A 20,343-nucleotide genomic window follows, 5' to 3' on the forward strand; every position below is an offset into this window, starting at 1 on the left:
CCGAAAAGGAGTAATCCCGAATGTCTTCGGTTTCAAAATTTGTTATCATTCTCGTCGCGGCCTTCGCTCTCGCGGCCTGCGAAAACCCTCAACGCTATCCGGTTTCCGGCGAAGAATGCGGCGCGGAAGATCCGGTTCTGGACGTTGATGCCTCGATGGCAGATTGCATGCCCAACATCTGAGGGCACGGATCCCGGATCACATAACCAAAGGGAGTGCCTATGTGGCACTCCCTCTTTTTTTCGTGCATTGATCTATTATCGGCACGGCGCCTCGTAATAACTGCCATCTCCACGTGCATAGGCGCAGGTATTACGTCTTGAATTCTGAGCCACCGCCGTTCCGGCAGCGGCGCCCGCCAGGGCCGAGATCAACTTCCAGTCGCTGTCGGCATCAAATGCTTCCGCGGCGATCAACCCTGCAGCTGCGCCACCGGTGGCACCGGCCACCACGCGCCCTTCATTCGACATGTTATCACAGCCGGACACCACCATCACGGCGCTACCGGCAATCGCCAATACCCAGTTTTTCATTTTACTCTTCCTTCTACGACGTTGATGAACTCCAGAAAGGAGACGCCGCCGGGAAATGTAAGCGCAGGCGGGAAAAATCGTGATATTGGGCTAAATCCCGCGGTTCGGGCGGGGTCGCGGCGGCGGATTCGCGCCTTTGCTATTGCTTAACAGGCCGAGAATCGCTGCGGCCGGTAGCCTGTCAACAACTTGTTTTCCGATCCCGACAACATCTCTTCAGCTGCCAGTTCGCCGATCAGCGCCCCAAGGGTGACACCACTATGCATCACCGCCAGATAAAGCCCATCCGGCCCGCACTGGCCCACGACAGGCAGGCCGTCCCCGGGCACGGGCCGCAGGGCAACGGCGATCTGATCCTGCACCAGATCAACGCCCGGCAGCAGCGTGCGCAACCGCATCAACGTATCATCTGCCAGCCTGTCAGGCGTATCGGCCAGGTCCTCGCGGTTATCTGCCTGATGCGCGGCGGAACTTGGTGCGATGATCCGGCCCGCACTGTCCTGACGGACCTCAAGATCGGGGCTGACCATCACATGATGCAGAATCGATGGCACCGCCCGGGTGCGCAGCAACGCACCGGGTCGGCGCAACATCGGCAAGGCCACGTCGACACCGGCCATCAGATCTGTGCTGCCATTGCCAGCCGCAATGACAATGTGATCGGCAGGCAGCACGCCCTGCACAATGCGCAGCCCGGCAACACGCCCGCTGCGGACCTCAATCCCCTCAGCCGCGCAGCCAAAAATCGACCGTGCCCCCATCGCGCTGGCGCTTTCCAATAGCAGCCGAGTGAGATGCGCGGCATCAACAACGCCTTCTGATGGGAAAAACAACGCCTCACCCGGTGCCGGGATCGCTGGCGCACGGGCGGCAAAAGCGCGCCCATCAAGCCGCTCGACAGGATAGCCCAGTGCCTCAAGCTGCGCCTGCATGCGCTCCAGACCCTCACCCTGCTCTTCCCACCAAAGACATCCGGGCCAGGTCACAGATAATTCCGGCAAGTCGGTCTGAAGACGCCGATAGGCTTCTATTCCCTGCACCCGAAACTGGTGATGTGCCTCATTGGCGAGAAAGCTGGCATTGATCCAGCCGAAGGAATGCCCTGATGCGCCACTTGCCGCCTGCGCCGCCTCGACCACCGTGACGTCCGCCCCCTGTGCCGCAAGCCGATACGCGATGGACGCGCCGATCAGGCCGGCGCCGACGATGATGACCTTTTCCTTGACCATGCCTCTTCCCCTCATTCCCGCCACACGATAGCTTTTCATGATGACCGCACAAGAGATCATCGACCGGCTTGAACTTATGCCCCATCCCGAAGGCGGCCATTACCGCGAGACCTGGGCCGCAGATGGCACGGGCCGTCCCGCTGGCACCTGCATTTATTTCCTTCTTCAAGGTGGAGAAAACAATCACTGGCACAGGGTCGATGCGGCCGAGATCTGGCATTTCTATTCCGGCGCACCGCTGATCCTAAGCCTGTCGGAAACTGATGCAGGCCCTGCCCATGATCACATTCTGGGCGCGGATCTGACAGCAAACCAATCGCCCCAGATAATCATCCCACCGCATCACTGGCAAAGAGCCAGATGCACCGGCGACTACACGCTTGCGGGCTGCACCGTCTCGCCAGGCTTTCAGTTTGAAAATTTTACGCTGGCGGCCCCCGATTTCGACATTCCTGGCCTCGCACCTGACTAAGCAGAAAAAATTACTAACCGCTGAAACTTTCTCCGTCGCTGCCGCGTGACTGCAGGTACCTAACGCCCGACAACCGGGCCCTGAACCGGAGGAAAGAAATTTGAAACCTATCAACAAACTCACCCTGACAGTTGCCTTTGCCGCGCTTGCCACCACAGCGATGGCTGCCAATCCAGAGGTCGGCGGCGCACCGATGTTTGAAAGTAAAACCATCGTCGAAAACGCGGTCAATTCAGCTGATCACACCACGCTCGTTGCCGCCGTCAAGGCCGCCGATCTGGTCGATACGCTGAATTCCGATGGCCCCTTCACGGTTTTCGCACCGGTCAACGACGCCTTTGCCGCACTGCCCGAGGGTACGGTGGACACGCTGCTGAAACCCGAAAACAAGGCGATGCTGCAAAAGGTTCTGACCGCCCATGTTGTGGCCGGTGACTGGTCTGCCGCTCAGATCGCTGATGCCGCGCGGGCCAGCAGGGATGGCTTCTACCACTTCAACGCGGTCTCAGGCGATGCGCTTTCGGCGCAGGTCAAAGGCGGCAATGTCTACATTTACGACGAATCCGGCAACGCCTCGAAGGTGACCATTGCCGATGTCGACCAGTCAAACGGCGTCATTCATGTCGTCAATTCAGTACTCGTGCCCAAATAGGCCGCTATTGAAAACGCTATTCCGGGGTTCCATATGCGTGGGCTCCGGACAAGGCGGGCGATCCACTGGGGGATGAGTTTCATTTTTGCAGTTTTCGGATCACCCGCCCCCCTGTCGACCCTCAGGCAGGTTGGATGGTTCAACCCTTTGTATCACGTACGAAGTTTATCAGTTGCCGGGTTGAGCCGTCCTTTTCCGAAACGCCCGCAGCCCCTGTCAGAAGCGGCTCCAGCTGGGTCGCGAGCACTTTACCCAGTTCGACGCCCCACTGGTCGAACGAGTTGATGCCCAAAATCACGCCTTCGACAAATACCCGGTGTTCGTAAAGCGCGATGATCTGGCCCAACCTCCGCGGTGTCAGCTGATCATAAATTAGTGTGGTCGACGGACGGTTTCCCGGAAAGACCCGGTGGCGCGCTTGCCGTTCGAGTTCCTCGCCTTCCAACCCTTTCGCTGCCATCAACTGTCGCGCCTCATCCAGCGACCGCCCGCGCATCAGCGCCTCGGATTGCGCCAGACAATTCGCCACCAGCAGCGTATGATGATGCGCTAGATCAGGTTCATGCCCGCGCGCCGCCACCATGAATTCGCAAGGCACCACCTGCGTGCCCTGATGGATTAGCTGGTAAAACGCATGTTGCCCGTTGGTTCCCGGCTCGCCCCAGACCACCGGGCCTGATGCGCCATCCACCGGTTCGCCCGCCATCGTCACGCGCTTGCCGTTACTCTCCATCTCAAGTTGCTGAAAATATGCTGCCAGACGCGACAGGCGCTGATCATAGGGCAGCACCGCGCGAGTTGGGTGACCGCACACCTGATGATGCCACATGCCGACCAACGCCAGCATGACAGGCATGTTCTGATCCAGCGGCGCATCGCGGAAATGGCGATCCATCGCCTTGGCACCAGCAAGAAACTCCCTGAAGCGCGCCGGGCCTATTGCCAGCATCAGCGACAACCCGATCGGCCCCCACATCGAATAGCGCCCGCCAACCCAGTCCTCGAAGCCAAAGACGCGTTCTGGTGCGATACCAAAGGCGCTGGTTTCTTCCTCGGCGGTCGAAAGTGCCACGAATTGCGCACCGGGATGGTCGACAACCTCTGCCATCCACGTCTTGGCGGTTTTGGCATTGGTGATGGTCTCGATGGTGGTAAATGTCTTCGACGCGACGATTACCAGAGTCCGCGCCGGATCGAGACCCTTCAGCGTATCGGTGATGTCCGCACCGTCGACATTCGATACGAAATGACAGCGCGGGCCATCATGGTAGGGCGCCAGAGCCAGCGTGCCCATCGCGGGCCCAAGATGCGACCCGCCAATGCCAATATTTACCACATCGGTGATCGCGCCCCCTGCCCCGGTGAAGCGACCGCCGCGCACGTTGTCGGCAAAGGTGCTCATCCGGCCCAGCGTCGCCAATATCTCGGGCATCACATCCGCACCATCGACCAGCGCAGGTTCACCCGACAGGTTGCGCAGCGCCGTATGCAGCACCGCCCGGCCCTCGGTCTCGTTGATCTTTTCGCCCGAGAACATCGCCGCACGCCGCCCCGGCACCTCGCGCGCTTCCGCCAGCGCAATCAGTGCGGCGCGTGCGTCGGCTGTCAGATATGTCTTGGAATAATCGAACAGCATTCCGTCAAAATCGACCGCGAAATCCGCGGCGCGCCCCGCATCGGCAAACAGATCCCGGATATTACCCGCCTGTAGCGCCGTGGCCTGCGCCTTCAACTCGTCCCACATGGCAAATCCTATTCCGCCCAATGCACTATAAGATCCGACATCACCGCCGCAATCGGCGCCTCGGGATGCGGCAAGCCTCGCGCCCGTTCAAGGGCGGCGCGTTTCTGCTGCCCCGTGATGATCAGATGTTTGGACATCGCCTCATTCAGCACCCGTGCCGACAAGGTCACGCGCGGCTCAGGCGCGCCTCCGCCGCGCATTGCGACCAGCACCGGCGCGTTGCGCGCCAGCGCCTCTTCCAGCCCATCCGCGCCGGGAAACATCGACGCCGTATGCATATCCGCCCCCATCCCAAGCAGCAGCACCGAAATCGGCAGGTCGGGCGTGATGTTCGCCTCCAACTCGGGCAGCACTTCCTCGGGCGCCTCGGCCTTGGCGTAAAGCGGCAGGTAGCGCGCCTTGGCAGCCCGCCCCGTTAGCAGGCGTTCGCGGATCAGCCGCGTGTTTGACCGCACATGCACTTCGGGCACCCAGCGTTCGTCGCTCAGCATTACGTCGACGCGGGCCCAGTCCAGGTCCGCATCGCACAAGTCGTCAAAAACCGGCCCCGGCGTTGACCCGCCGGGCACCACGAACAGCGCCCGGTCCTCATGCTCCAATGTGGCTGTCAGCTCTCCGGCCAGTACATTGGCCAGATCAATCGCCAGCATCTCCTGATCGGCATATTCGACAATTTTCATGCTTTGATCTCCCGCCAGCGGCGCCCGTCGCGATGCATTAGCATCAGCGCGTCATCCGGCCCCGAACTGCCGGTGGCATAGGCAATCGGCAACTCCCGGCTATCGCGCCACACTTCGATGACCGGATCGGTCCATGCCCAGGCAGCCTCGACCTCGTCGCCGCGCATGAAAAGGGTCTGATTGCCCCGGATCACATCCATGATCAGCCGCTCATAGGCATCCGGAAAATCCGCATCATCCGGCCCCAGCACCTCGGCGAAAGTCATATCCAGCGGCACATCCACGAGCCGCATGCCCCCGGGACCCGGTTCCTTGATGGTCACACCAAGCTCGATACCTTCATTGGGCTGCAGCTTGATTGTCAGGATATTGCGGTGCCGACCGGCATCCTCGTCAAAGATTGAATGTGGCGCGTCCTTGAACACGACCGCAATCTCGCTGGCGCGTTCCTTCAACCGCTTGCCGGTGCGCAGATAAAACGGCGTCCCCGCCCACCGCCAGTTACTGACATGCGCCTTGATCGCCACGAAAGTTTCGGTCGTGCTGTCGCGGTTCTCCACCTGATTACGATAGCCCGGGCGCTTGCCGTTGCCCTCATATTGACCGCGCACGATATTGTCGGGCTTGACCGGATCAAGCGCCCGGATCACCTTGAGCTTCTCGTCGCGCACCGCATGCGGATCGAACTTAGCGGGTGGCTCCATCGCGATCAGGCATAAGAGCTGCATCATGTGGTTCTGCACCATGTCACGCATGGCACCCGACCGGTCATAATAACCGCCGCGGGTGCCCACGCCGACCTCCTCGGCCACGGTAATCTGGATGTGATCGACATACTGGCTGTTCCAGAGCGGTTCGAACAGCATATTGCCGAAGCGCACCGCCATCAGGTTCTGCACGGTTTCCTTACCCAGGTAATGGTCGATCCGGTAAATCTGCGTTTCATCGAAATGCTGCGCCAGCACGCGGTTGAGTTCCTTCGCCGATTTCAGATCTCGGCCAAAGGGCTTTTCCACAACGATCCGGCATTGTTCATCCGCCATACCATATTTATGAAGCCGTTCCGCCAGATCCCCAAAAAGACCCGGACCCACGGAGAAATAAAACACCTTGATGCGCTCGGATTTCACCAGCTTGGCCAGCGCCTTCCATCCGGTCGTGCCCTTGGCATCCAGTGTGACGTAATGCAGCATCTCCAGAAAATCATCCAGCCGCCCCATATCACAGCCTTCATGCTCGGAAAACTCGGCAATCGCTTCTGCGGTCAGCTTGCGGTATTCTTTACCGTCCATTTCCGTCCGGGATACGCCGATCACGCGCGACTCGGTTCCGAACTGTCCGGCGCAGAAACGCCGGAACAATGCTGGCAGGATCTTGCGCCGCGCCAGATCGCCCGTCCCGCCGATGATCACCAGATCTGCGGGTTCTACCGGAATAACGCGCGAAACCATATGACGTCTCCTGCCCTTGCGATGCCCTGCCTTTAGTGCCCCGGAAGGTCCCGGAGTCGGCGCACAAACACAACTCTAACATGCTCATGGCCGTTCACAATGGTGTCACTATCCTTTCGAGCCCTTCCCTTGGAAGGATCGACGCGATAGTCGAAAAAGAGAAGTAATATCGGGTAGTAAGATGAAAGACACGATTGACGCACCGGCGAATGCCCGTAAGTTTCAGGACCCCAAGGTCACTGTCGACGGGCAGGAACGCGCCACCGTCGCGCTCAGCCATCCTGAAACGCTCTGGTTCAATACCGGCACGCTGTGCAATATCGAATGTCTGAACTGCTACATCGAAAGCTCACCCAGCAATGACCGGCTGGTCTATATCACCACCGCCGAGGTTACCGACTACCTCGACCAGATCGAGGAGCGCGACTGGCCCATCCGCGAAATCGCCTTTACCGGGGGCGAGCCCTACATGAACCCCGAGATGAACGATATGACCCGCGCAGCGCTTGAACGCGGCTACGAGGTGCTGATCCTTACCAATGCCATGCGCCCTATGATGCGCAAAACCGTGCGCGCCGGATTGCTCGATCTGGCGGCAGAGTATCGCGACAAGCTGACCCTGCGCATCTCGGTCGACCACTGGTCAGAAAGGCTGCATGACGAAGAGCGCGGCGAAGGCGCCTTCGCGCGCACCATCGAAGGCATGGAATGGCTGCGCGACAACAATATTCGCATGACCGTCGCGGGCCGCACGGTCTGGGGCGAGACCGAAGCGCAATCCCGCGAAGGTTACCGCGCCTTCTATGCCACGCACGGGTTTGAGATTGACGCCGCCAACCCTGGCGAAACCGTACTTTTCCCCGAAATGGATGAAACCGCCGATGTGCCTGAAATCACCACGGCATGCTGGGATATTCTGGGCAAATCCCCCTCATCCGTGATGTGCTCATCCTCACGGATGGTGGTCAAACGCAAAGGGGCCGCCAAACCGGCGGTTCTGGCCTGCACGCTCTTGCCCTATGACCCGGAATTCGAATTGGGCACCACGCTGGCCGAGGCTGAACGTGATGTAGCGCTTAACCACCCTCACTGCGCCAAGTTCTGTGTCTTGGGCGGTGCCAGCTGCTCGGCCTGATATCAGCCAAGATTGACATGGTGCCAACGGCTGCCATCCGGACAAAACAGGCATATACCCCCGCAGCTGAACAGTATTTCAATTTTAGTATCATCAGGTTATAAGACGTCGTTAATTGCAAATGTTGCTTTTCGTGATGAAGCCTGAAGCGGTGATTCCGAGAAGATTGGAAGGACTGAGCACAAGTACCTTCCCTCAATAGTAGGGTTGGCTAATCAGGTAATCCGGCTTCGCGCAAATTGTTCAATACCCGTTCGAGGTCAGCGTCATTTCTGAATTTTCCAAGATAGTTATCACGCACTTTTTTGATCGAATATTCGGGATCAAGTTCTAGCAATCGCCTCACAGCTTCCCGAGCTTCGTTTTGTTGACCAAGACATATGTGAATGCAGGCCAGCACCCGATATGCCATGGGCGGTATCTCAGACATGGCATTCATTGTCTGCAATGCATCTTTGCAGTTCCCTTTTAGCCATTGGACCCATGCCAGATTCCACTTGAACCAATCCGGGTGCAGCGGATCCAGCCTCATGGCTCTTAGAAGTAATTCCTCCGCTTCATCAAAGCGCCCCGCATACCCCAAAAATTCGGCCAGGTCGCTCATTCCATTTGTGTCATTCGGGTTCAGTTCGAGCACACGCTGCGCGCGTGCTATTGCGCCATCGAGGTTATTTTCCTGAAGGTGCACATAAGCCATCGCTGCATGGCTGTCGTAATAATCGGGCGCTACTTCAACCGCCGTTTTTGCCGCCTTCTGTGCCTCAATCAGGGCGTCCGCACGACTAAGGTCTGTCCAACCCCAGCGGTAGCCATTTATGTAGGCGAATGCCAAACCAATGTAGCCATAAGGTTGGGTAGGATCGGCGTTTATCGCTGCAAGACTTGCCTTTCGTGCTTTTTCATTTTCCTCGGGGGACAATTTAACAAAATGCAAGCGCGCCTTCAGACCATGCAGTAACGCGGTTAACTTTGAACTATCTGATTCCACAGCTTTCTTTACTTCAAAATTGATAACTTTTTGTGCTACGGCGGCTACAACTTTGCGCACGATATCATCCTGAACGACGAACAGATCACTGAGATCACGATCATAAACTTCTGACCAGAGATGATGCCCTTCAACAGCATCGATCAACTGGACCGTAACGCGCATCCGGTTGCCGCTTTTTTGCTGACTTCCTTCGAGCAGATATCGAACGCCCAGTTTCCGCGAAATCGTCTTCACGTTGGTTGGCGTTTCACGAAAGCTGAAGCTTGAGTTGCGGGCGATTATAAACAGCTCGGGAAACCGGGACAACTCGGCAATAACGCCTTCGGCGATAGCATCACTCAGATAGTCACTGTCATCTCCGACGCTGAAGTCATCAAAAGCCAAAACCGCGATCGATGGCAGGGGCGGAAGCGGGAGGATAATGGAGTCCGGCTCAGACGGGATCGGCACTGCAAGTGCCTTGTAGCCCTTTTTGGATGAGGTCTGGATAATCTTGTGATCGCTATCGTTTAAGGCACGCCTGATATCTGTAATGCATTGCACCAGGCTGTCATCTGTTACAACTGATCCGGCCCAAACGCTCTCAAACAAAACCGTTTTTGAGACAACTTGACCGTAGCAGCGAACCAATTGGGCCAAGACGTCAGCGCTCTGACTGCGCAAATGCACAATGTTGCCCAATGCGTCCCGCAGTTCGTTCGTTTCCAACAAAAACTTAAATTCTCCCAAGCGAAATCTTTCGGGTAATTTCGCTTCTTTTTCGGGATAATTTCCGGACATTCCACGCGCCTTTGTATTCGATCAACCTTGCGAGGCGGTACGTCTCGACGCAAGCAGATTCGCCTGCTTTCGCGGTCAAGGCGTGCGTAGACCAACAGCGCCCGAAACCCAAAGAGGATCTTCAGGCGGCTCAAGACACAACAAATGGGAAGAAAAATGAAACTCACTACACTGCTAACTGTCACAGCTATCGTTGGTTTCCACTCGACCGGCGCATGGTCCGCCGACTACAAAGTCCAACGCACGCTGCAGCTTACCGCACCTTCTACCGAGGTGTGGAACCTGATCGGCGATTTTTGCGATATCGACGATTGGCATCCGTCTTTGACGGCGTGTTCGCTCTCGGTGAGAGATGGCGGGCTTCATCGTACTCTGACAACGGCCGATGGTGACGAATTTGTGGAAAAGCGCATCGCGAATGAACCCGGATTAGCCTACACATACAGTATCGTCAGTTCGCCCTTGCCGATTGAAAATTACACGGCGACCTTTTCGATTGAGCCTCTGAATGGATCGCTCATCAGCTGGTCTGGCCGCTTCTCGTCAGAAGACCCGGCAATGGAAACCACAATATCAGAAATCTATGACGCGGGGTTGTCCGCGATTGAAGCAGCTCTTGCAGTGCAATAAGATAATAAGTGCTTACACTGCATGATGCGTACCGACCGGGCTGTATGAACTGATCATTCCGGTCGCTTTTCTACAAGCTGGCCTGCGCCGCGTCACGGTAGATCAGACGATGGCGGCTCAGGACGGTCGTTGTGGGCTACTTGCCCCGCTTCCGCCCCTGCCCCATATAGACCTCATGCTCAAGTTCATGCCCATTCTTCTGGCAATCGCTTATGCGCTGGCCATGTATCGCTTCTCGGTCTGGCGCACACAGCGAGAGTTGGATGCGCGCTCGACCGATTTGGCCGATCCGATGCTCAAGGTCATGACCGATCGGCTTGCGCGGGCGCTCGACCTGCCCCGGATCAAGGTGCATATCTACGAGATCGATCCGGTGAATGGCCTTGCCGCGCCAGACGGGCGCATTTTCATCACCCGTGGGTTTTACCGCAAGTTCCAGAATGGCGAGGTCACGGCGGATGAAATGGCAACCGTGATCGCCCACGAGCTTGGCCATGTTGCCCTAGGACATACGCGCCGCCGGATGATCGACTTTTCCGGCCAGAACGCGCTTCGAACAGCACTTGCAATGGTGCTCAGCCGGTTCCTGCCCGGCATTGGTGTCTGGATCGCCAACGGGCTGACCACGCTTCTGGCCGCGCGCCTGTCGCGCTCGGACGAATACGAGGCCGATGAATATGCCGCCGCCCTTCTGACCAAGGCTGGGATCGGCACCGCGCCACAAAAGTCACTGTTCAATAAGCTTGAAGCGCTGACGCAGGCCCGCTCAGGCGCCGCGCCCGCATGGCTGATGAGCCACCCAAAGACGACCGAGCGCATCGCGGCCATCGAAAAACTAGAGGCGCGCTGGCGCTAGAGCGCCGTCCTTGAGCTCTGAATCGCTGTTCGTGTCTACGTTATTGAGTTCGCGCGATGTCCGAGATGAAAATCGCCAGTGGTTTTCTCGCCATCGCTCGAAAACGCATAAACCGTCAATTTGCCTTAAAATTGTCTTGTAGCGCGCCGTATTTTCTCCAGAATTTCTTTGTCTTTTCGTGGCAGGCTTTGGCCACGGAGGCACTCATGCAGATTTCGCAATCCACCCCCGCAGCACGTGCCGGCATTTTTGTGCCGGTTATCTTCGTTGCGACGATTTTCCTCAGCGCGTCCCTGCTCTTCTTCGTGCAGCCGCTTTTTACCCGCATCGTGCTGCCGCAAATCGGCGGCTCGCCGGCGATCTGGACGACGGCGATGCTGTTTTTCCAGTCCACGCTGATCGCGGGGTATCTCTACGCGCATCTGCTCAGCCGCCTCCTGTCCGTGCGGGTGCAGCTGGTCATTCACCTGGCGGTCTGGGCCGGGGCATTGCTGTTCTTGCCGCTGACTATTCCCGAGGGCTGGCAATTTGACCCCGACGGGCCCATCGCCTGGCAGACGCTGATGCTTTTCGGGGTGGGCGTCGGAATGCCGTTTTTCGCGCTGTCGGCCAACGCGCCATTGCTGCAATCCTGGTATGGGCGCAGTGGCGGGCCTTCGGCCTCGGACCCCTACTTTCTCTACGGCGCCAGCAACCTGGGTTCTCTCGTGGCGCTGCTGGGTTTCCCACTGGTGGCTGAGCCACTTTTTGGCACGACGCTGATCGGCTTTGGCTGGGCTATGGGCTTTGCCGCGCTCGGCGCGTTTCTATTGATCAGCGGGTTGAGTGCCAATGGCGGCACACTGATCACAGCCAGCCAGACCGAAACGGATAGCCGACCCGCCGCCAGATCCTATGTTTACTGGGCTTTTCTGGCGTTTATCCCCTCGTCGCTGATGCTATCGGTCACCTCCAAGATCAGCCTTGACCTGGGGGCCGTGCCGATGGTCTGGGTCGTGCCACTGGCGCTTTACCTACTCAGCTTCGTGCTGACATTCACCCAACGCCGCGTGCCACTGGCCAGGATACTCAAGCCGTTAACCGCCCTGGCGCTTATCGGCATGCTGCCGATTTTCGTTGGCCTGACCGGCCCTGAACTTAACATGGCGCTTGTCGCGATACTGATCATCGGTTTTTTCGTGGTCACGATCTACGCCCATCACAAACTATATCTGGCGCGTCCCGATGCCAGCCACCTGACCGGTTTCTATCTGACCATGTCGATCGGCGGCGCATTGGGCGGCTTGTTCAACTCGATCGTCGGCCCGGTGCTGTTCTCGGGGCTTTACGAGTCGGGCACAACGATCATCCTGGCCGCATTGCTGCTGATCAATCTGCAACGCCCTGCGCCGGTCGTCCTGCGCGCACTGGGTGTCGGCGCGCTCGTCGGCGCTGCCGCAGCCATCCCGGCCCTCATCGCCAGCCTTGTTCCGGCTCTGGATACGCTCGACATCGTCATCGGATGCCTGCTGGCCAGCGCCGTGATCACGGCAGCCCTTCTTCGCCGGAACGCCTTGTCGCTGTACGGATCTGCCATCGCGCTGATCCTCGTGGGAACCTTTATCGTACCGGATAACAAGCTTTTCCGGGATCGCAGTTTTTTCGGGGCCCACACTGTCTATGAAACCAACGGACTGCGCCTTTATGGCAACGGGACCACGATCCACGGCGCGCAACGGGTCTCGGACAGCGCCGCGCCCCGGCCCGAGCCTTTGTTCTACTATCACCCCAATGGTCCGATGGCGCAGGTCATGACCTCGACCCGGGGTCATGCGGCACAGGAAATCGGCATCGTGGGGCTGGGGGTCGGATCGTTGGCCTGCTATCAACAACCGGATCAGAACTGGCAATTCTACGAGATCGACCGGATGGTCGATGATATCGCCCGTGATCCATCGCTCTTTGGCTTCATGTCCAACTGTGCCGGGGCGGCGCCCACACATCTGGGGGATGCGCGCATCGTGCTCGCCGGACAGACCGGCCTGCAGTATGACATTCTGGTCGTCGACGCCTATAGCTCGGATTCGGTACCGGTCCATCTGACGACACTGGAAGCGATCCAACTTTACATGGATCGCCTGGCATCGGACGGTGTATTGCTGTTCCACATCTCGAACCGCTACTATGAAATTGACAGGCCGCTTGCACGTGCCGCCGACGCTCTGGGCCTGACCGCGCGAATTCAGCATTACCCCGGCAATGTTGCGGCTGATCCCGCCGACTCCGCGTCGGTCGTCGTGATGTTAAGCCGGTCAACCGAAGCGCTTGGCGATCTGGCCGTGGATGCCCGCTGGATCACCCTGGAAAGCGATGGCGGCCCGGTCTGGACCGACGATTACGCCAATCTGCTCTCAATCCTGCGTTAACGCCTTGCCCAGCCGGGGCAAGCGCGCTTTCTTCAGCAGTGCCCGCAACTCCCATGCACGACCAGACAGGCGGTCGGCCTCGGTCAGCACCTCGGCGGCAACCCCTGCGACCAACTCGGGCCGGGCCTGCCAGACACCATGCAGAAACCCATCGGGATCGGCACGGCTCAACCCCTCCTCGGCCAGTATGTTGCGGGGGAAGTCCTTTGCATTGAGGGTCAGGATCATGTCGGCGGACCCGGCGATTGCCGCTGCCAGCACATGAACATCCGCCGGGTCCGGCAGCCAGAGGCGTGCCTTCAGCGACGGTGCATAAGTGACCTCGACCTCTGGCCATTGCGCTGCCAGCAGCGCTGCCTCACCGCTGGCCTGCAGGGCGCCGTCAGGGCCAAGCTTCTGCGCCGCGCGCACCCATTCCTCGACGATCCGCGCCGACCAAAGGGGCGTGAACACGCCGGCGCGGGCCACGCCAAGGATCATTTGGCGCATGACCGTCGGGTAGATCACGCAGGCATCCAGCAAGACCTTCATAGGCGGTAAAAAAGCGCTTTCAGATAGCCGCTTTCAGCTAGCTGTGGGTGGGTCGGATGGTCCGGCCCTGCCGCTCCTGTATGGATCAGCTGGCCCGCTCGGCCAGCGCGCCCGATACCGCGGGTGCAGGCGGTCCGGAACTTGCCCAAATCAGCCGCGTGCGAACACGAACACAATCCCAGATATCCACCCTCTGCCACCAACGGCGCTGCCAGCCGTGCGACGCGTTCATAAGCCCTTAAACCCGCCTCCAGCGCCTTTTTCGACGGGGCAAAGGCAGGCGGGTCGCAGATCACCACATCAAAGCGCGCGCGTTCATCTGCCAGGGCCGCGAGCACATCGAAGGCATCCCCCTTGCGGGTGTCAAACCGGTCCGCGACGCCCATCCGCGCGGCCCCTTCGGCAGCCAGCGCAAGAGCCGGCGCCGAGCCGTCAACCGCGAGCGCCGTTGTCGCCCCGCCCGCCAGCATGGCAAGTGAGAACCCGCCGACATGTGAAAACACATCCAGCACCTTTGCCCCGTCGGCTAGCTTTGCCGCAAAGGCGTGATTGGGCCGCTGGTCGTAGAACAGCCCGGTTTTCTGCCCACCGGTCAGATCGGCCTTATAGGTGGCACCGTTCATCGGCACAGGCAGCGGCGCCTCGAGCACTTGCCCGATCAGCACGTCGCTCACATCATCCAGCCCCTCCAGCGCCCGGGCGCGACCCGAGGCGTTTTTCAGAACCGTCGAGACGCCGGTCACGTCAACCAATGCCTGTACCAGTTGTGGCAGCAAAGCGTCGGCCCAGGCGGCGTTGGGCTGGATCACCGCTACATCGCCGAAACGGTCGATCACCACGCCGGGCAGACCGTCTGCCTCGGCATGCACCAACCGGTAAAAAGGCGTCTGATAAAGCCGCTTGCGCAGATCAAGCGCGCGCGCCAATCTGTCCGCCAGCCATACCGCATCAATCGCCGCGTTGAGATCCCGGCTGAGGACCCGCGCCATGATGCGAGAATCCGGATTGACGGCTACCAGCGCAAGCGCGTTACGCTCGGCGTCTTCGAGCACGGCAATAGTACCGGGCGCCAGCGCCCGAGTGCGCCGGTCGGTGACAAGTTCATTGTCATAGACCCAGGGAAATCCGTGACGAATGGCCTGTGGTCGTATTTTGGGTTTCAGACGGATAACGGGAAATGAGGGCAAGGTCATACGCCCCCATAAAAGGTTTCCGCCGTGTCGGAAAGGTTACAATTGATTGAGCGCGCCGAGCAGGCCCAGCTTTGCGGGCTCGTGGCCCCGAGGATCGGTCAGTTCAACCTCGATCACTTCGGCCAGATGTTCGATTATGCGCTTTTTTTGGGTAATCCCATGCCGTTCGGCCACTGCCGCGCCGGCGCCGCCAAGCGCCCTGAAGTCAGCTTGCACATGCTTCGGCTCACCCAGCATGCCAAGCGTTTCGGGATCTCTCAGGATAATGGCGAACTGCAACGCGTGAACGCCGCCGACGGTGTTGCGCGCTTTTTCGGTTAGCGCATGAAAGCGCGTCACCTGAATGTCCATGATCGCCGGCTGCCCGCCCTTCGTAATCTTCTGCACGCTTTGTTGGGCCGCGGTTTCGAAAATGGCCTTGACCTGAGCATGGCGGTCGCCTGCCGGATCACCACGCCAGACAATATCTCCGCCTGGATAATAGGCATTGGCCTTCGACACCCGCAGCGTCTCGGGCACGACCACCCTGACCGCCAGGATATCCGGCGCTGTTATCTGCACGCTTTCAGGAATGGTCTCAAACGGCGCATTCCGTGTCGCAATGCCCAGCCCGCCGCAGGCGGACAGGGACAGGCCCAGCATTATGATCATCAGATTTCGAATACTGCTCATGATTTCCTCCTGACCTTATGGCCATGTTTCTTTGTCCCCAGCCTGGCAGCGGAATACGGCCCTGATGCGGCGATCATGGCGCAGAATCGTGGTTAATGAACGGCGGGAATTGCCGCATTCCGATTTAGTGAACCGCATATGCAACACTTCCAGAAGATTTGAGTTTCCAGTGGCTTACAGATTGACGTGAGCCCGGGTCCTGACAAAAGTTCGCCGCGTGCGGGGGCATTCACAATGCGCGGCTTACGATGCGCGACATGGGATTTTGAATGCAGACCAAACTGGCCTCGGACACGATCGAAATGATCTGCCGGACTTCACCCTTCATCTCCACGCCTACCCTTGCCGATGCCGCCCATGCCGCGCCGCTTGCCCGCGCCCTCACCCGTGGCCGCCTGCCGGTCATCCAGATTTCGATCCGCAGAAGAAACGCGGCCGATATCATCCGGGAAATGGCACAGGTGCCCGATGCCATCGTGGGTGCCGGGATGGTCCTGTCCCCGGATGACGTGCGTATCGCCCGCGAGGCCGGGGCGAAGTTCTGCACAACCCCCGGGATCACCGACCCGCTGCTGCGTTATTTCGACGGCATTGAACTGCCGCTACTGCCCGGTTGCGCCACGCCGACCGAAGCATTGCACCTGCTGAGCCGCGGCTACACCACGCTCAACTTCTTCCCGGGCGGATCACCCAACGCGCTGACAATGCTGAAAGCGATACAGCAACCCCTACCACAGCTCAGGTTCTGCGTCTCCGGCGACATAGACCTGGATGCCGCGCCCGATTACATCGCGTTGTCCAACGTCCTGAGTGTCGCCACCGACGCCGTCACGCCGCCCGAGCTGATCGAGAAACGCGATTGGGAGGGCATAACGCTACTGGCCCGCAACGCGACACGCCGCTGACCGTAAGGCAGGGCCGCGACAATAAATGCGCTCCGCAGCGATTGTTTCCGGCACCATAAGAGCAGCGACATTCCAACCTATTTCTGCCCAATTCATCTGCGATTCTTAGGTCAGTTGCTCTTTACCCCGGTTGTTAACGATGAACCTGTTTATATTTCTGCTCTTCGCTCTATGCGCCATGGGTGTCCTCGCGATCTGCTCGATCGAACCGGCACGCCGTACCTTTCTTGAGGGCATGGCAATCACCGTCCTGTTCGGGTTTTCTTTTATCATCGCGGTGGTGATTTACATGGGCCTGCAAGCACTTTAGCCCGTCGCTGTCTGACCACGGTATAGAGATTCGAAGTCAGGTGTGAGCACGGGTGATCATTACTCTAAGCAAAGACCCGTTCAATTTTCCCGACAGAAATCAGCCCGGCAAAGCTCAATCACGCGGCCTCGACCGCCAGCCGCCCCGGCGTTTAGGTGTCATTGCACTCTGATTGCCCTCGGTCAGAACCCGGGTCATCGGATGGTCCGGATTCTCGCCTGCGTATTTCTTAAGCAAGGCCGTGATCATCGGCCGACTATCGGCCCCATCAGGCGTCGACAACGCCCAATCCAGAAAGATCGAGCGGCATTCGCCCAGCGTTATCCCGTCAATGCGGTAGGCTTCGCGAATAAGCCCTTTATGGTCCAGCGGATCCCGTTCCAACTCAAATCCCCCGCGGTTGACGCGCCAGCGCGTGATCAATGATCTCTCCGGCCTTTTCGGTAGCTGACTGAAGCGCCTCGCGCAACGCCTCAAGGCTGTCATAGCCTGTCTCGCGTGTCACGAACTCTGCTCCGCCCGCGCCGATCTGGCCCGGCTCAAGCGGCTTGTCACTCAACAGTCGCGCCGCCTGAAGCACCTGCCAGCAAAGCGTGTAGGCCCGCATCAGCGCCGTCCTGTCCGCGTCATCCAGCCAGCCGATTGCGACACCAGCGTTCAAACCCGTGGCAACATCACGCTTGGTCGCCCCGGCCATCAGGCTACCGGCCTGCGCCAAGAGTTCCAGTTCCTGCTGCCGGCCCTTGCCCAGCTTTGTATCCCAAGGCCCCTGAGGGCGCTTCGCCGCCGCGATCCGGTCACGCATTTCCGATACTTCGATCAGCACGCGGGCGGGCTCTCCGCTCTGCTCCAGAAGCTCGGTACGGAACGCCTCGAATTCTTCCGCCAGCCCGACATCGCCAGTGATCACTCGGGCGCGGGTCAGAGCCAAGTGTTCCCATACCCAGGCCTCGGACCGCTGATACTCGCGGAACGACGCCCAGCCGGTCGCCACCGGCCCCTGATTGCCCGACGGGCGCAGGCGCATATCGACCTCGTAAAGCCGCCCCTCGGCCATGGGCGCGGTCAGTGCCGTGATCATGGCCTGCGTCAGGCGGGCATAATAAAGCCGCGACATAAGTGGTCGCCGACCGTCGGACTGATCCACCCCTGCGGCATCGTAGATCACGATCAGGTCCAGGTCGGATCCGGCGTTCAATTTTTCGGCCCCGAGCGACCCCATGCCCAGAACCACTGCCCCACGTCCCGGCGGCGTACCGTGTTTTTGAGCAAAATGCGCGATCACCTCGGGCCAGACCGCCGCAATCACCGCGCCTGCCAGATCGGCATATTGCTCACCGGCGTAATCGGCGCTGATCAACCCGCGTAGGTGATGCACACCAACACGGAAATGCCATTCCTTGCGCCAACGCCGGGCGGCGTCCAGCTTGCGCTCATAGTCATCCTCGCCCGACAACCGCTCGAACAGCTGTGCCTCGAGCGTTTCCCGCCCCGGCCAGGGCGCGAAGAAATCCCCGGCGATGACCGCGTCGAACACGCCCGCGTTCTGCGACAGATACCCCGCCAGGGCGGGCGCGGTACCGACGATATCTACCAACAGGTCAATGAGATGCGGGTTGGCCTCGAACAGCGAAAAAACCTGAACGCCAGCTGGTAGCCCCGACAGGAATCCGTCAAAGGCCAGCAGTGCCTCGCTGGGATGCGCGGTTTTTGCCAGACGCGACAATATATCGGGCCTGAGGCGCCTGAAAATCTGCACCGCGCGGGCCGAGCGCAGCGCCGGATAGCTGGGCCAACGGCTGATGATCTCGTCATCCAGCTCCGGCGCAATAGGGGCCGCGACGTCCCCGGCCTCGGGGGTAAAAAACCCTTCGATCACGTCATGCACCTCGTTCAGGCGCGTCTCCAGTTCCGCTTTCAATTCAGCGGTCTCACGTCCCATGAAACAAGCCAGACGGTCAAACTCCTCGCCCGAGTTGGGCAGAACGTGGGTCTGAGCGTCCCGCAGCATTTGCAGCCTGTGCTCGACCTTGCGGTGAAAACGGTAATGCTCGGTCAGCAATCGGGCCGATGCGTCCGGGATCCAGCCCTTTTTCGCCAGTTTCGCCAGACCTTCTACCGTGCCACGCACCCGCAGATCGGGGTCGCGCCCGCCGGCAATGATTTGGCGCGTCTGGGTGAAAAACTCGATCTCACGGATACCGCCACGGCCCAGCTTCATATTGTGGCCAGGCAAGGTGAGGTTGCCGCCCAGCCCTTTATGCTCGCGAATCCTGAGCCGCATGTTATGCGCGTCTTCGATGGCTGCGAAATCCAGATGCCGGCGCCAGACGAAGGGCCGCAATGTTTCAAGAAACCGCTGCCCCGCCGCCAGGTCACCGGCGCAGGGTCGCGCCTTGATATAGGCCGCGCGCTCCCAGGTGCGGCCCAGGCTTTCGTAGTAGGCCTCAGCCCCGGCCATCGCCATGCAGACCGGTGTGACCGCCGGATCGGGGCGCAGCCGGAGGTCAGTACGAAACACATATCCCCCCGCCGCACGATCATTCAGCAGCGCCGACATCCGCCGCGTGGCCCTGACGAAAGACGCTCGTGCATCGTGATAATCATCGGGATCAAAACGGGTTTCGTCAAAGAGGCAGATCAGATCGATATCCGAGCTATAGTTCAGCTCTCCGGCCCCCATCTTGCCCATGGCCAGTGCCACCATCCCGCCCGCCGTGGCCACGTCATCCGGACCCATGCCGGGCAGTTTGCCGCGCTTGATCTCGGCGCTGATCATGGCCTTTGTCGCCAGATCAACCGCCAGATCGGCAAAATCAGTCAAAACCTGCGTCACCATCTCCAGAGGCCAGACCCCGGCCAAATCGGCAAGCCCGATGATCAGCGCCACCTGCCGCTTCGCCTTGCGCAGCGCTTCGCCCAGCTGATCCGGCGGCACCACAGAGAGATCGGCAAAGACATCGCTTAGCGCCCCTTCAGGATCGTGCAGCGCAACTGGCAACCAGTCCCGTTCCTGCCCGATCAGCGTGGCCAGATAGGGGCTGCACCCCGCTGCGCCTCCGACCAGCTCACCCAATTGCGGATTCAGGTCAGGCACCATCGCCTGCGCATCCGCCCCCTGTTCGGGGTCATAGGCACGTGGCTGACGGGTCATGCGAGGCAAAAAATCCATAG

Annotated in this window: 20 protein-coding genes; 9 read left to right on the forward strand and 11 right to left on the reverse strand. The window is 59.5% G+C overall.

Translation table 11 applies throughout. The annotated features are described in order from the left end of the window. The first annotated feature begins 20 nt into the window (after window positions 1–20). Window positions 21–182 (forward strand): hypothetical protein, encoded by a 162-nt coding sequence (locus tag LC334_RS08780; protein WP_176237675.1) that lies wholly within the window; start codon window positions 21–23, stop codon window positions 180–182. A 75-nt stretch (window positions 183–257) separates the two neighbouring features. Here LC334_RS08780 and LC334_RS08785 read toward each other — a convergent pair whose 3' ends face one another. Together LC334_RS08785 and LC334_RS08790 are read right to left on the reverse strand one after the other, a co-directional pair. Next, window positions 258–533: a glycine zipper 2TM domain-containing protein gene (locus LC334_RS08785; RefSeq protein ID WP_085800143.1), complete on the reverse strand. Its 276-nt coding sequence runs from the start codon at window positions 531–533 to the stop codon at window positions 258–260. Window positions 534–679: 146 nt separating this feature from the next. Continuing rightward, entirely contained in the window at window positions 680–1,762 is a 1,083-nt protein-coding gene (locus LC334_RS08790) for an NAD(P)/FAD-dependent oxidoreductase (RefSeq protein WP_176237674.1), read from the reverse strand. Window positions 1,763–1,802: 40 nt separating this feature from the next. Here LC334_RS08790 and LC334_RS08795 point away from each other — a divergent pair, with 40 nt between their 5' ends. Next, the gene (locus LC334_RS08795; protein ID WP_085800141.1) at window positions 1,803–2,234 is read left to right on the forward strand and encodes a cupin domain-containing protein; all 432 of its coding nucleotides are present in this window, start codon (window positions 1,803–1,805) and stop codon (window positions 2,232–2,234) included. A gap of 160 nt (window positions 2,235–2,394) precedes the next feature. Then, window positions 2,395–2,886, forward strand: a complete 492-nt coding sequence (locus tag LC334_RS08800) for a fasciclin domain-containing protein (RefSeq protein WP_085800235.1) — start codon at window positions 2,395–2,397, stop codon at window positions 2,884–2,886. Window positions 2,887–3,025: 139 nt separating this feature from the next. Here LC334_RS08800 and pgi read toward each other — a convergent pair whose 3' ends face one another. The 3 genes from pgi to zwf are packed head-to-tail and all read right to left on the reverse strand — an operon-like array spanning window position 3,026 to window position 6,761. Further along, window positions 3,026–4,630 carry a glucose-6-phosphate isomerase gene (pgi, locus tag LC334_RS08805; protein ID WP_085800140.1) on the reverse strand — a complete coding sequence of 535 codons (1,605 nt, stop codon included), beginning with the start codon at window positions 4,628–4,630 and terminating at the stop codon, window positions 3,026–3,028. 8 nt (window positions 4,631–4,638) lie between these two features. After that, complete coding sequence (gene pgl, locus LC334_RS08810; RefSeq protein ID WP_085800139.1) at window positions 4,639–5,310, reverse strand: 6-phosphogluconolactonase; 672 nt, start codon at window positions 5,308–5,310, stop codon at window positions 4,639–4,641. After that, entirely contained in the window at window positions 5,307–6,761 is a 1,455-nt protein-coding gene (gene zwf / locus LC334_RS08815; RefSeq protein WP_085800138.1) for a glucose-6-phosphate dehydrogenase, read from the reverse strand. Before zwf ends, pgl begins: the two co-directional genes overlap by 4 nt. Window positions 6,762–6,942: 181 nt before the next feature. Between zwf and LC334_RS08820 the strand changes: the two genes are divergently transcribed. Beyond that, window positions 6,943–7,896, forward strand: a complete 954-nt coding sequence (locus tag LC334_RS08820) for a radical SAM protein (protein ID WP_085800137.1) — start codon at window positions 6,943–6,945, stop codon at window positions 7,894–7,896. Between the two features lie 211 nt (window positions 7,897–8,107). Here the strand turns inward: LC334_RS08820 and LC334_RS08825 are convergent, their stop codons facing one another. Continuing rightward, entirely contained in the window at window positions 8,108–9,667 is a 1,560-nt protein-coding gene (locus LC334_RS08825; protein WP_085800136.1) for a winged helix-turn-helix domain-containing tetratricopeptide repeat protein, read from the reverse strand. A 144-nt stretch (window positions 9,668–9,811) separates the two neighbouring features. On the opposite strand from LC334_RS08825, the gene LC334_RS08830 reads away from it, so the two are divergent. The 3 genes from LC334_RS08830 (at window position 9,812) to LC334_RS08840 (ending at window position 13,558) form a co-directional block, all read left to right on the forward strand. Further along, the gene (locus tag LC334_RS08830) at window positions 9,812–10,297 is read left to right on the forward strand and encodes an SRPBCC family protein (RefSeq protein WP_085800135.1); all 486 of its coding nucleotides are present in this window, start codon (window positions 9,812–9,814) and stop codon (window positions 10,295–10,297) included. 175 nt (window positions 10,298–10,472) lie between these two features. Beyond that, window positions 10,473–11,153, forward strand: a complete 681-nt coding sequence (locus LC334_RS08835) for a M48 family metallopeptidase (RefSeq protein WP_085800134.1) — start codon at window positions 10,473–10,475, stop codon at window positions 11,151–11,153. 206 nt (window positions 11,154–11,359) lie between these two features. Beyond that, window positions 11,360–13,558 (forward strand): fused MFS/spermidine synthase, encoded by a 2,199-nt coding sequence (locus LC334_RS08840; protein ID WP_085800234.1) that lies wholly within the window; start codon window positions 11,360–11,362, stop codon window positions 13,556–13,558. On the opposite strand, the gene LC334_RS08845 is transcribed toward LC334_RS08840, so the two are convergent. Genes LC334_RS08845 through LC334_RS08855 form a run of 3 tightly spaced genes read right to left on the reverse strand, consistent with a single transcriptional unit; the run spans window position 13,544 to window position 15,954 of the window. After that, the gene (locus LC334_RS08845; RefSeq protein WP_085800133.1) at window positions 13,544–14,089 is read right to left on the reverse strand and encodes an RSP_2648 family PIN domain-containing protein; all 546 of its coding nucleotides are present in this window, start codon (window positions 14,087–14,089) and stop codon (window positions 13,544–13,546) included. The genes LC334_RS08840 and LC334_RS08845 overlap by 15 nt on opposite strands. Next, on the reverse strand, window positions 14,086–15,282 hold the full coding sequence (locus LC334_RS08850) for an RSP_2647 family RNA methyltransferase (RefSeq protein WP_085800132.1): 1,197 nt from the start codon (window positions 15,280–15,282) through the stop codon (window positions 14,086–14,088). Before LC334_RS08850 ends, LC334_RS08845 begins: the two co-directional genes overlap by 4 nt. Window positions 15,283–15,318: 36 nt before the next feature. Beyond that, a complete protein-coding gene (locus LC334_RS08855) occupies window positions 15,319–15,954 on the reverse strand; it encodes a DUF6778 family protein (RefSeq protein WP_085800131.1) in 636 nt (211 codons plus the stop codon). Window positions 15,955–16,223: 269 nt separating this feature from the next. Between LC334_RS08855 and eda the strand changes: the two genes are divergently transcribed. Both eda and LC334_RS08865 read left to right on the forward strand, forming a co-directional pair. Further along, the gene (gene eda / locus LC334_RS08860; protein WP_085800130.1) at window positions 16,224–16,859 is read left to right on the forward strand and encodes a bifunctional 4-hydroxy-2-oxoglutarate aldolase/2-dehydro-3-deoxy-phosphogluconate aldolase; all 636 of its coding nucleotides are present in this window, start codon (window positions 16,224–16,226) and stop codon (window positions 16,857–16,859) included. A gap of 139 nt (window positions 16,860–16,998) precedes the next feature. Then, window positions 16,999–17,169 carry a hypothetical protein gene (locus LC334_RS08865; protein WP_176237673.1) on the forward strand — a complete coding sequence of 57 codons (171 nt, stop codon included), beginning with the start codon at window positions 16,999–17,001 and terminating at the stop codon, window positions 17,167–17,169. 114 nt (window positions 17,170–17,283) lie between these two features. Here LC334_RS08865 and LC334_RS08870 read toward each other — a convergent pair whose 3' ends face one another. Both LC334_RS08870 and LC334_RS08875 read right to left on the reverse strand, forming a co-directional pair. Further along, window positions 17,284–17,553 (reverse strand): hypothetical protein, encoded by a 270-nt coding sequence (locus tag LC334_RS08870; protein WP_085800129.1) that lies wholly within the window; start codon window positions 17,551–17,553, stop codon window positions 17,284–17,286. A gap of 1 nt (window position 17,554) precedes the next feature. Beyond that, on the reverse strand, window positions 17,555–20,341 hold the full coding sequence (locus LC334_RS08875) for a [protein-PII] uridylyltransferase family protein (protein WP_085800128.1): 2,787 nt from the start codon (window positions 20,339–20,341) through the stop codon (window positions 17,555–17,557). Window positions 20,342–20,343: the final 2 nt, after the last annotated feature.

The organism is Roseovarius aestuarii (assembly GCF_019966515.1).
Classification (GTDB): Bacteria; Pseudomonadota; Alphaproteobacteria; order Rhodobacterales; family Rhodobacteraceae; genus Roseovarius; species Roseovarius aestuarii.

What these genes read in the sequence shown, in the direction of transcription:
- LC334_RS08780 (WP_176237675.1), top strand. Translation starts at nt 21, where the DNA reads ATGTCTTCGGTTTCAAAATTTGTTATCATTCTCGTCGCGGCCTTCGCT.
- LC334_RS08785 (WP_085800143.1), bottom strand. Translation starts at nt 533, where the DNA reads ATGAAAAACTGGGTATTGGCGATTGCCGGTAGCGCCGTGATGGTGGTG.
- LC334_RS08790 (WP_176237674.1), bottom strand. Translation starts at nt 1,762, where the DNA reads ATGGTCAAGGAAAAGGTCATCATCGTCGGCGCCGGCCTGATCGGCGCG.
- LC334_RS08795 (WP_085800141.1), top strand. Translation starts at nt 1,803, where the DNA reads ATGACCGCACAAGAGATCATCGACCGGCTTGAACTTATGCCCCATCCC.
- LC334_RS08800 (WP_085800235.1), top strand. Translation starts at nt 2,395, where the DNA reads ATGGCTGCCAATCCAGAGGTCGGCGGCGCACCGATGTTTGAAAGTAAA.
- pgi (WP_085800140.1), bottom strand. Translation starts at nt 4,630, where the DNA reads ATGTGGGACGAGTTGAAGGCGCAGGCCACGGCGCTACAGGCGGGTAAT.
- pgl (WP_085800139.1), bottom strand. Translation starts at nt 5,310, where the DNA reads ATGAAAATTGTCGAATATGCCGATCAGGAGATGCTGGCGATTGATCTG.
- zwf (WP_085800138.1), bottom strand. Translation starts at nt 6,761, where the DNA reads ATGGTTTCGCGCGTTATTCCGGTAGAACCCGCAGATCTGGTGATCATC.
- LC334_RS08820 (WP_085800137.1), top strand. Translation starts at nt 6,943, where the DNA reads ATGAAAGACACGATTGACGCACCGGCGAATGCCCGTAAGTTTCAGGAC.
- LC334_RS08825 (WP_085800136.1), bottom strand. Translation starts at nt 9,667, where the DNA reads ATGTCCGGAAATTATCCCGAAAAAGAAGCGAAATTACCCGAAAGATTT.
- LC334_RS08830 (WP_085800135.1), top strand. Translation starts at nt 9,812, where the DNA reads ATGGGAAGAAAAATGAAACTCACTACACTGCTAACTGTCACAGCTATC.
- LC334_RS08835 (WP_085800134.1), top strand. Translation starts at nt 10,473, where the DNA reads ATGCTCAAGTTCATGCCCATTCTTCTGGCAATCGCTTATGCGCTGGCC.
- LC334_RS08840 (WP_085800234.1), top strand. Translation starts at nt 11,360, where the DNA reads ATGCAGATTTCGCAATCCACCCCCGCAGCACGTGCCGGCATTTTTGTG.
- LC334_RS08845 (WP_085800133.1), bottom strand. Translation starts at nt 14,089, where the DNA reads ATGAAGGTCTTGCTGGATGCCTGCGTGATCTACCCGACGGTCATGCGC.
- LC334_RS08850 (WP_085800132.1), bottom strand. Translation starts at nt 15,282, where the DNA reads ATGACCTTGCCCTCATTTCCCGTTATCCGTCTGAAACCCAAAATACGA.
- LC334_RS08855 (WP_085800131.1), bottom strand. Translation starts at nt 15,954, where the DNA reads ATGAGCAGTATTCGAAATCTGATGATCATAATGCTGGGCCTGTCCCTG.
- eda (WP_085800130.1), top strand. Translation starts at nt 16,224, where the DNA reads ATGCAGACCAAACTGGCCTCGGACACGATCGAAATGATCTGCCGGACT.
- LC334_RS08865 (WP_176237673.1), top strand. Translation starts at nt 16,999, where the DNA reads ATGAACCTGTTTATATTTCTGCTCTTCGCTCTATGCGCCATGGGTGTC.
- LC334_RS08875 (WP_085800128.1), bottom strand. Translation starts at nt 20,341, where the DNA reads ATGGATTTTTTGCCTCGCATGACCCGTCAGCCACGTGCCTATGACCCC.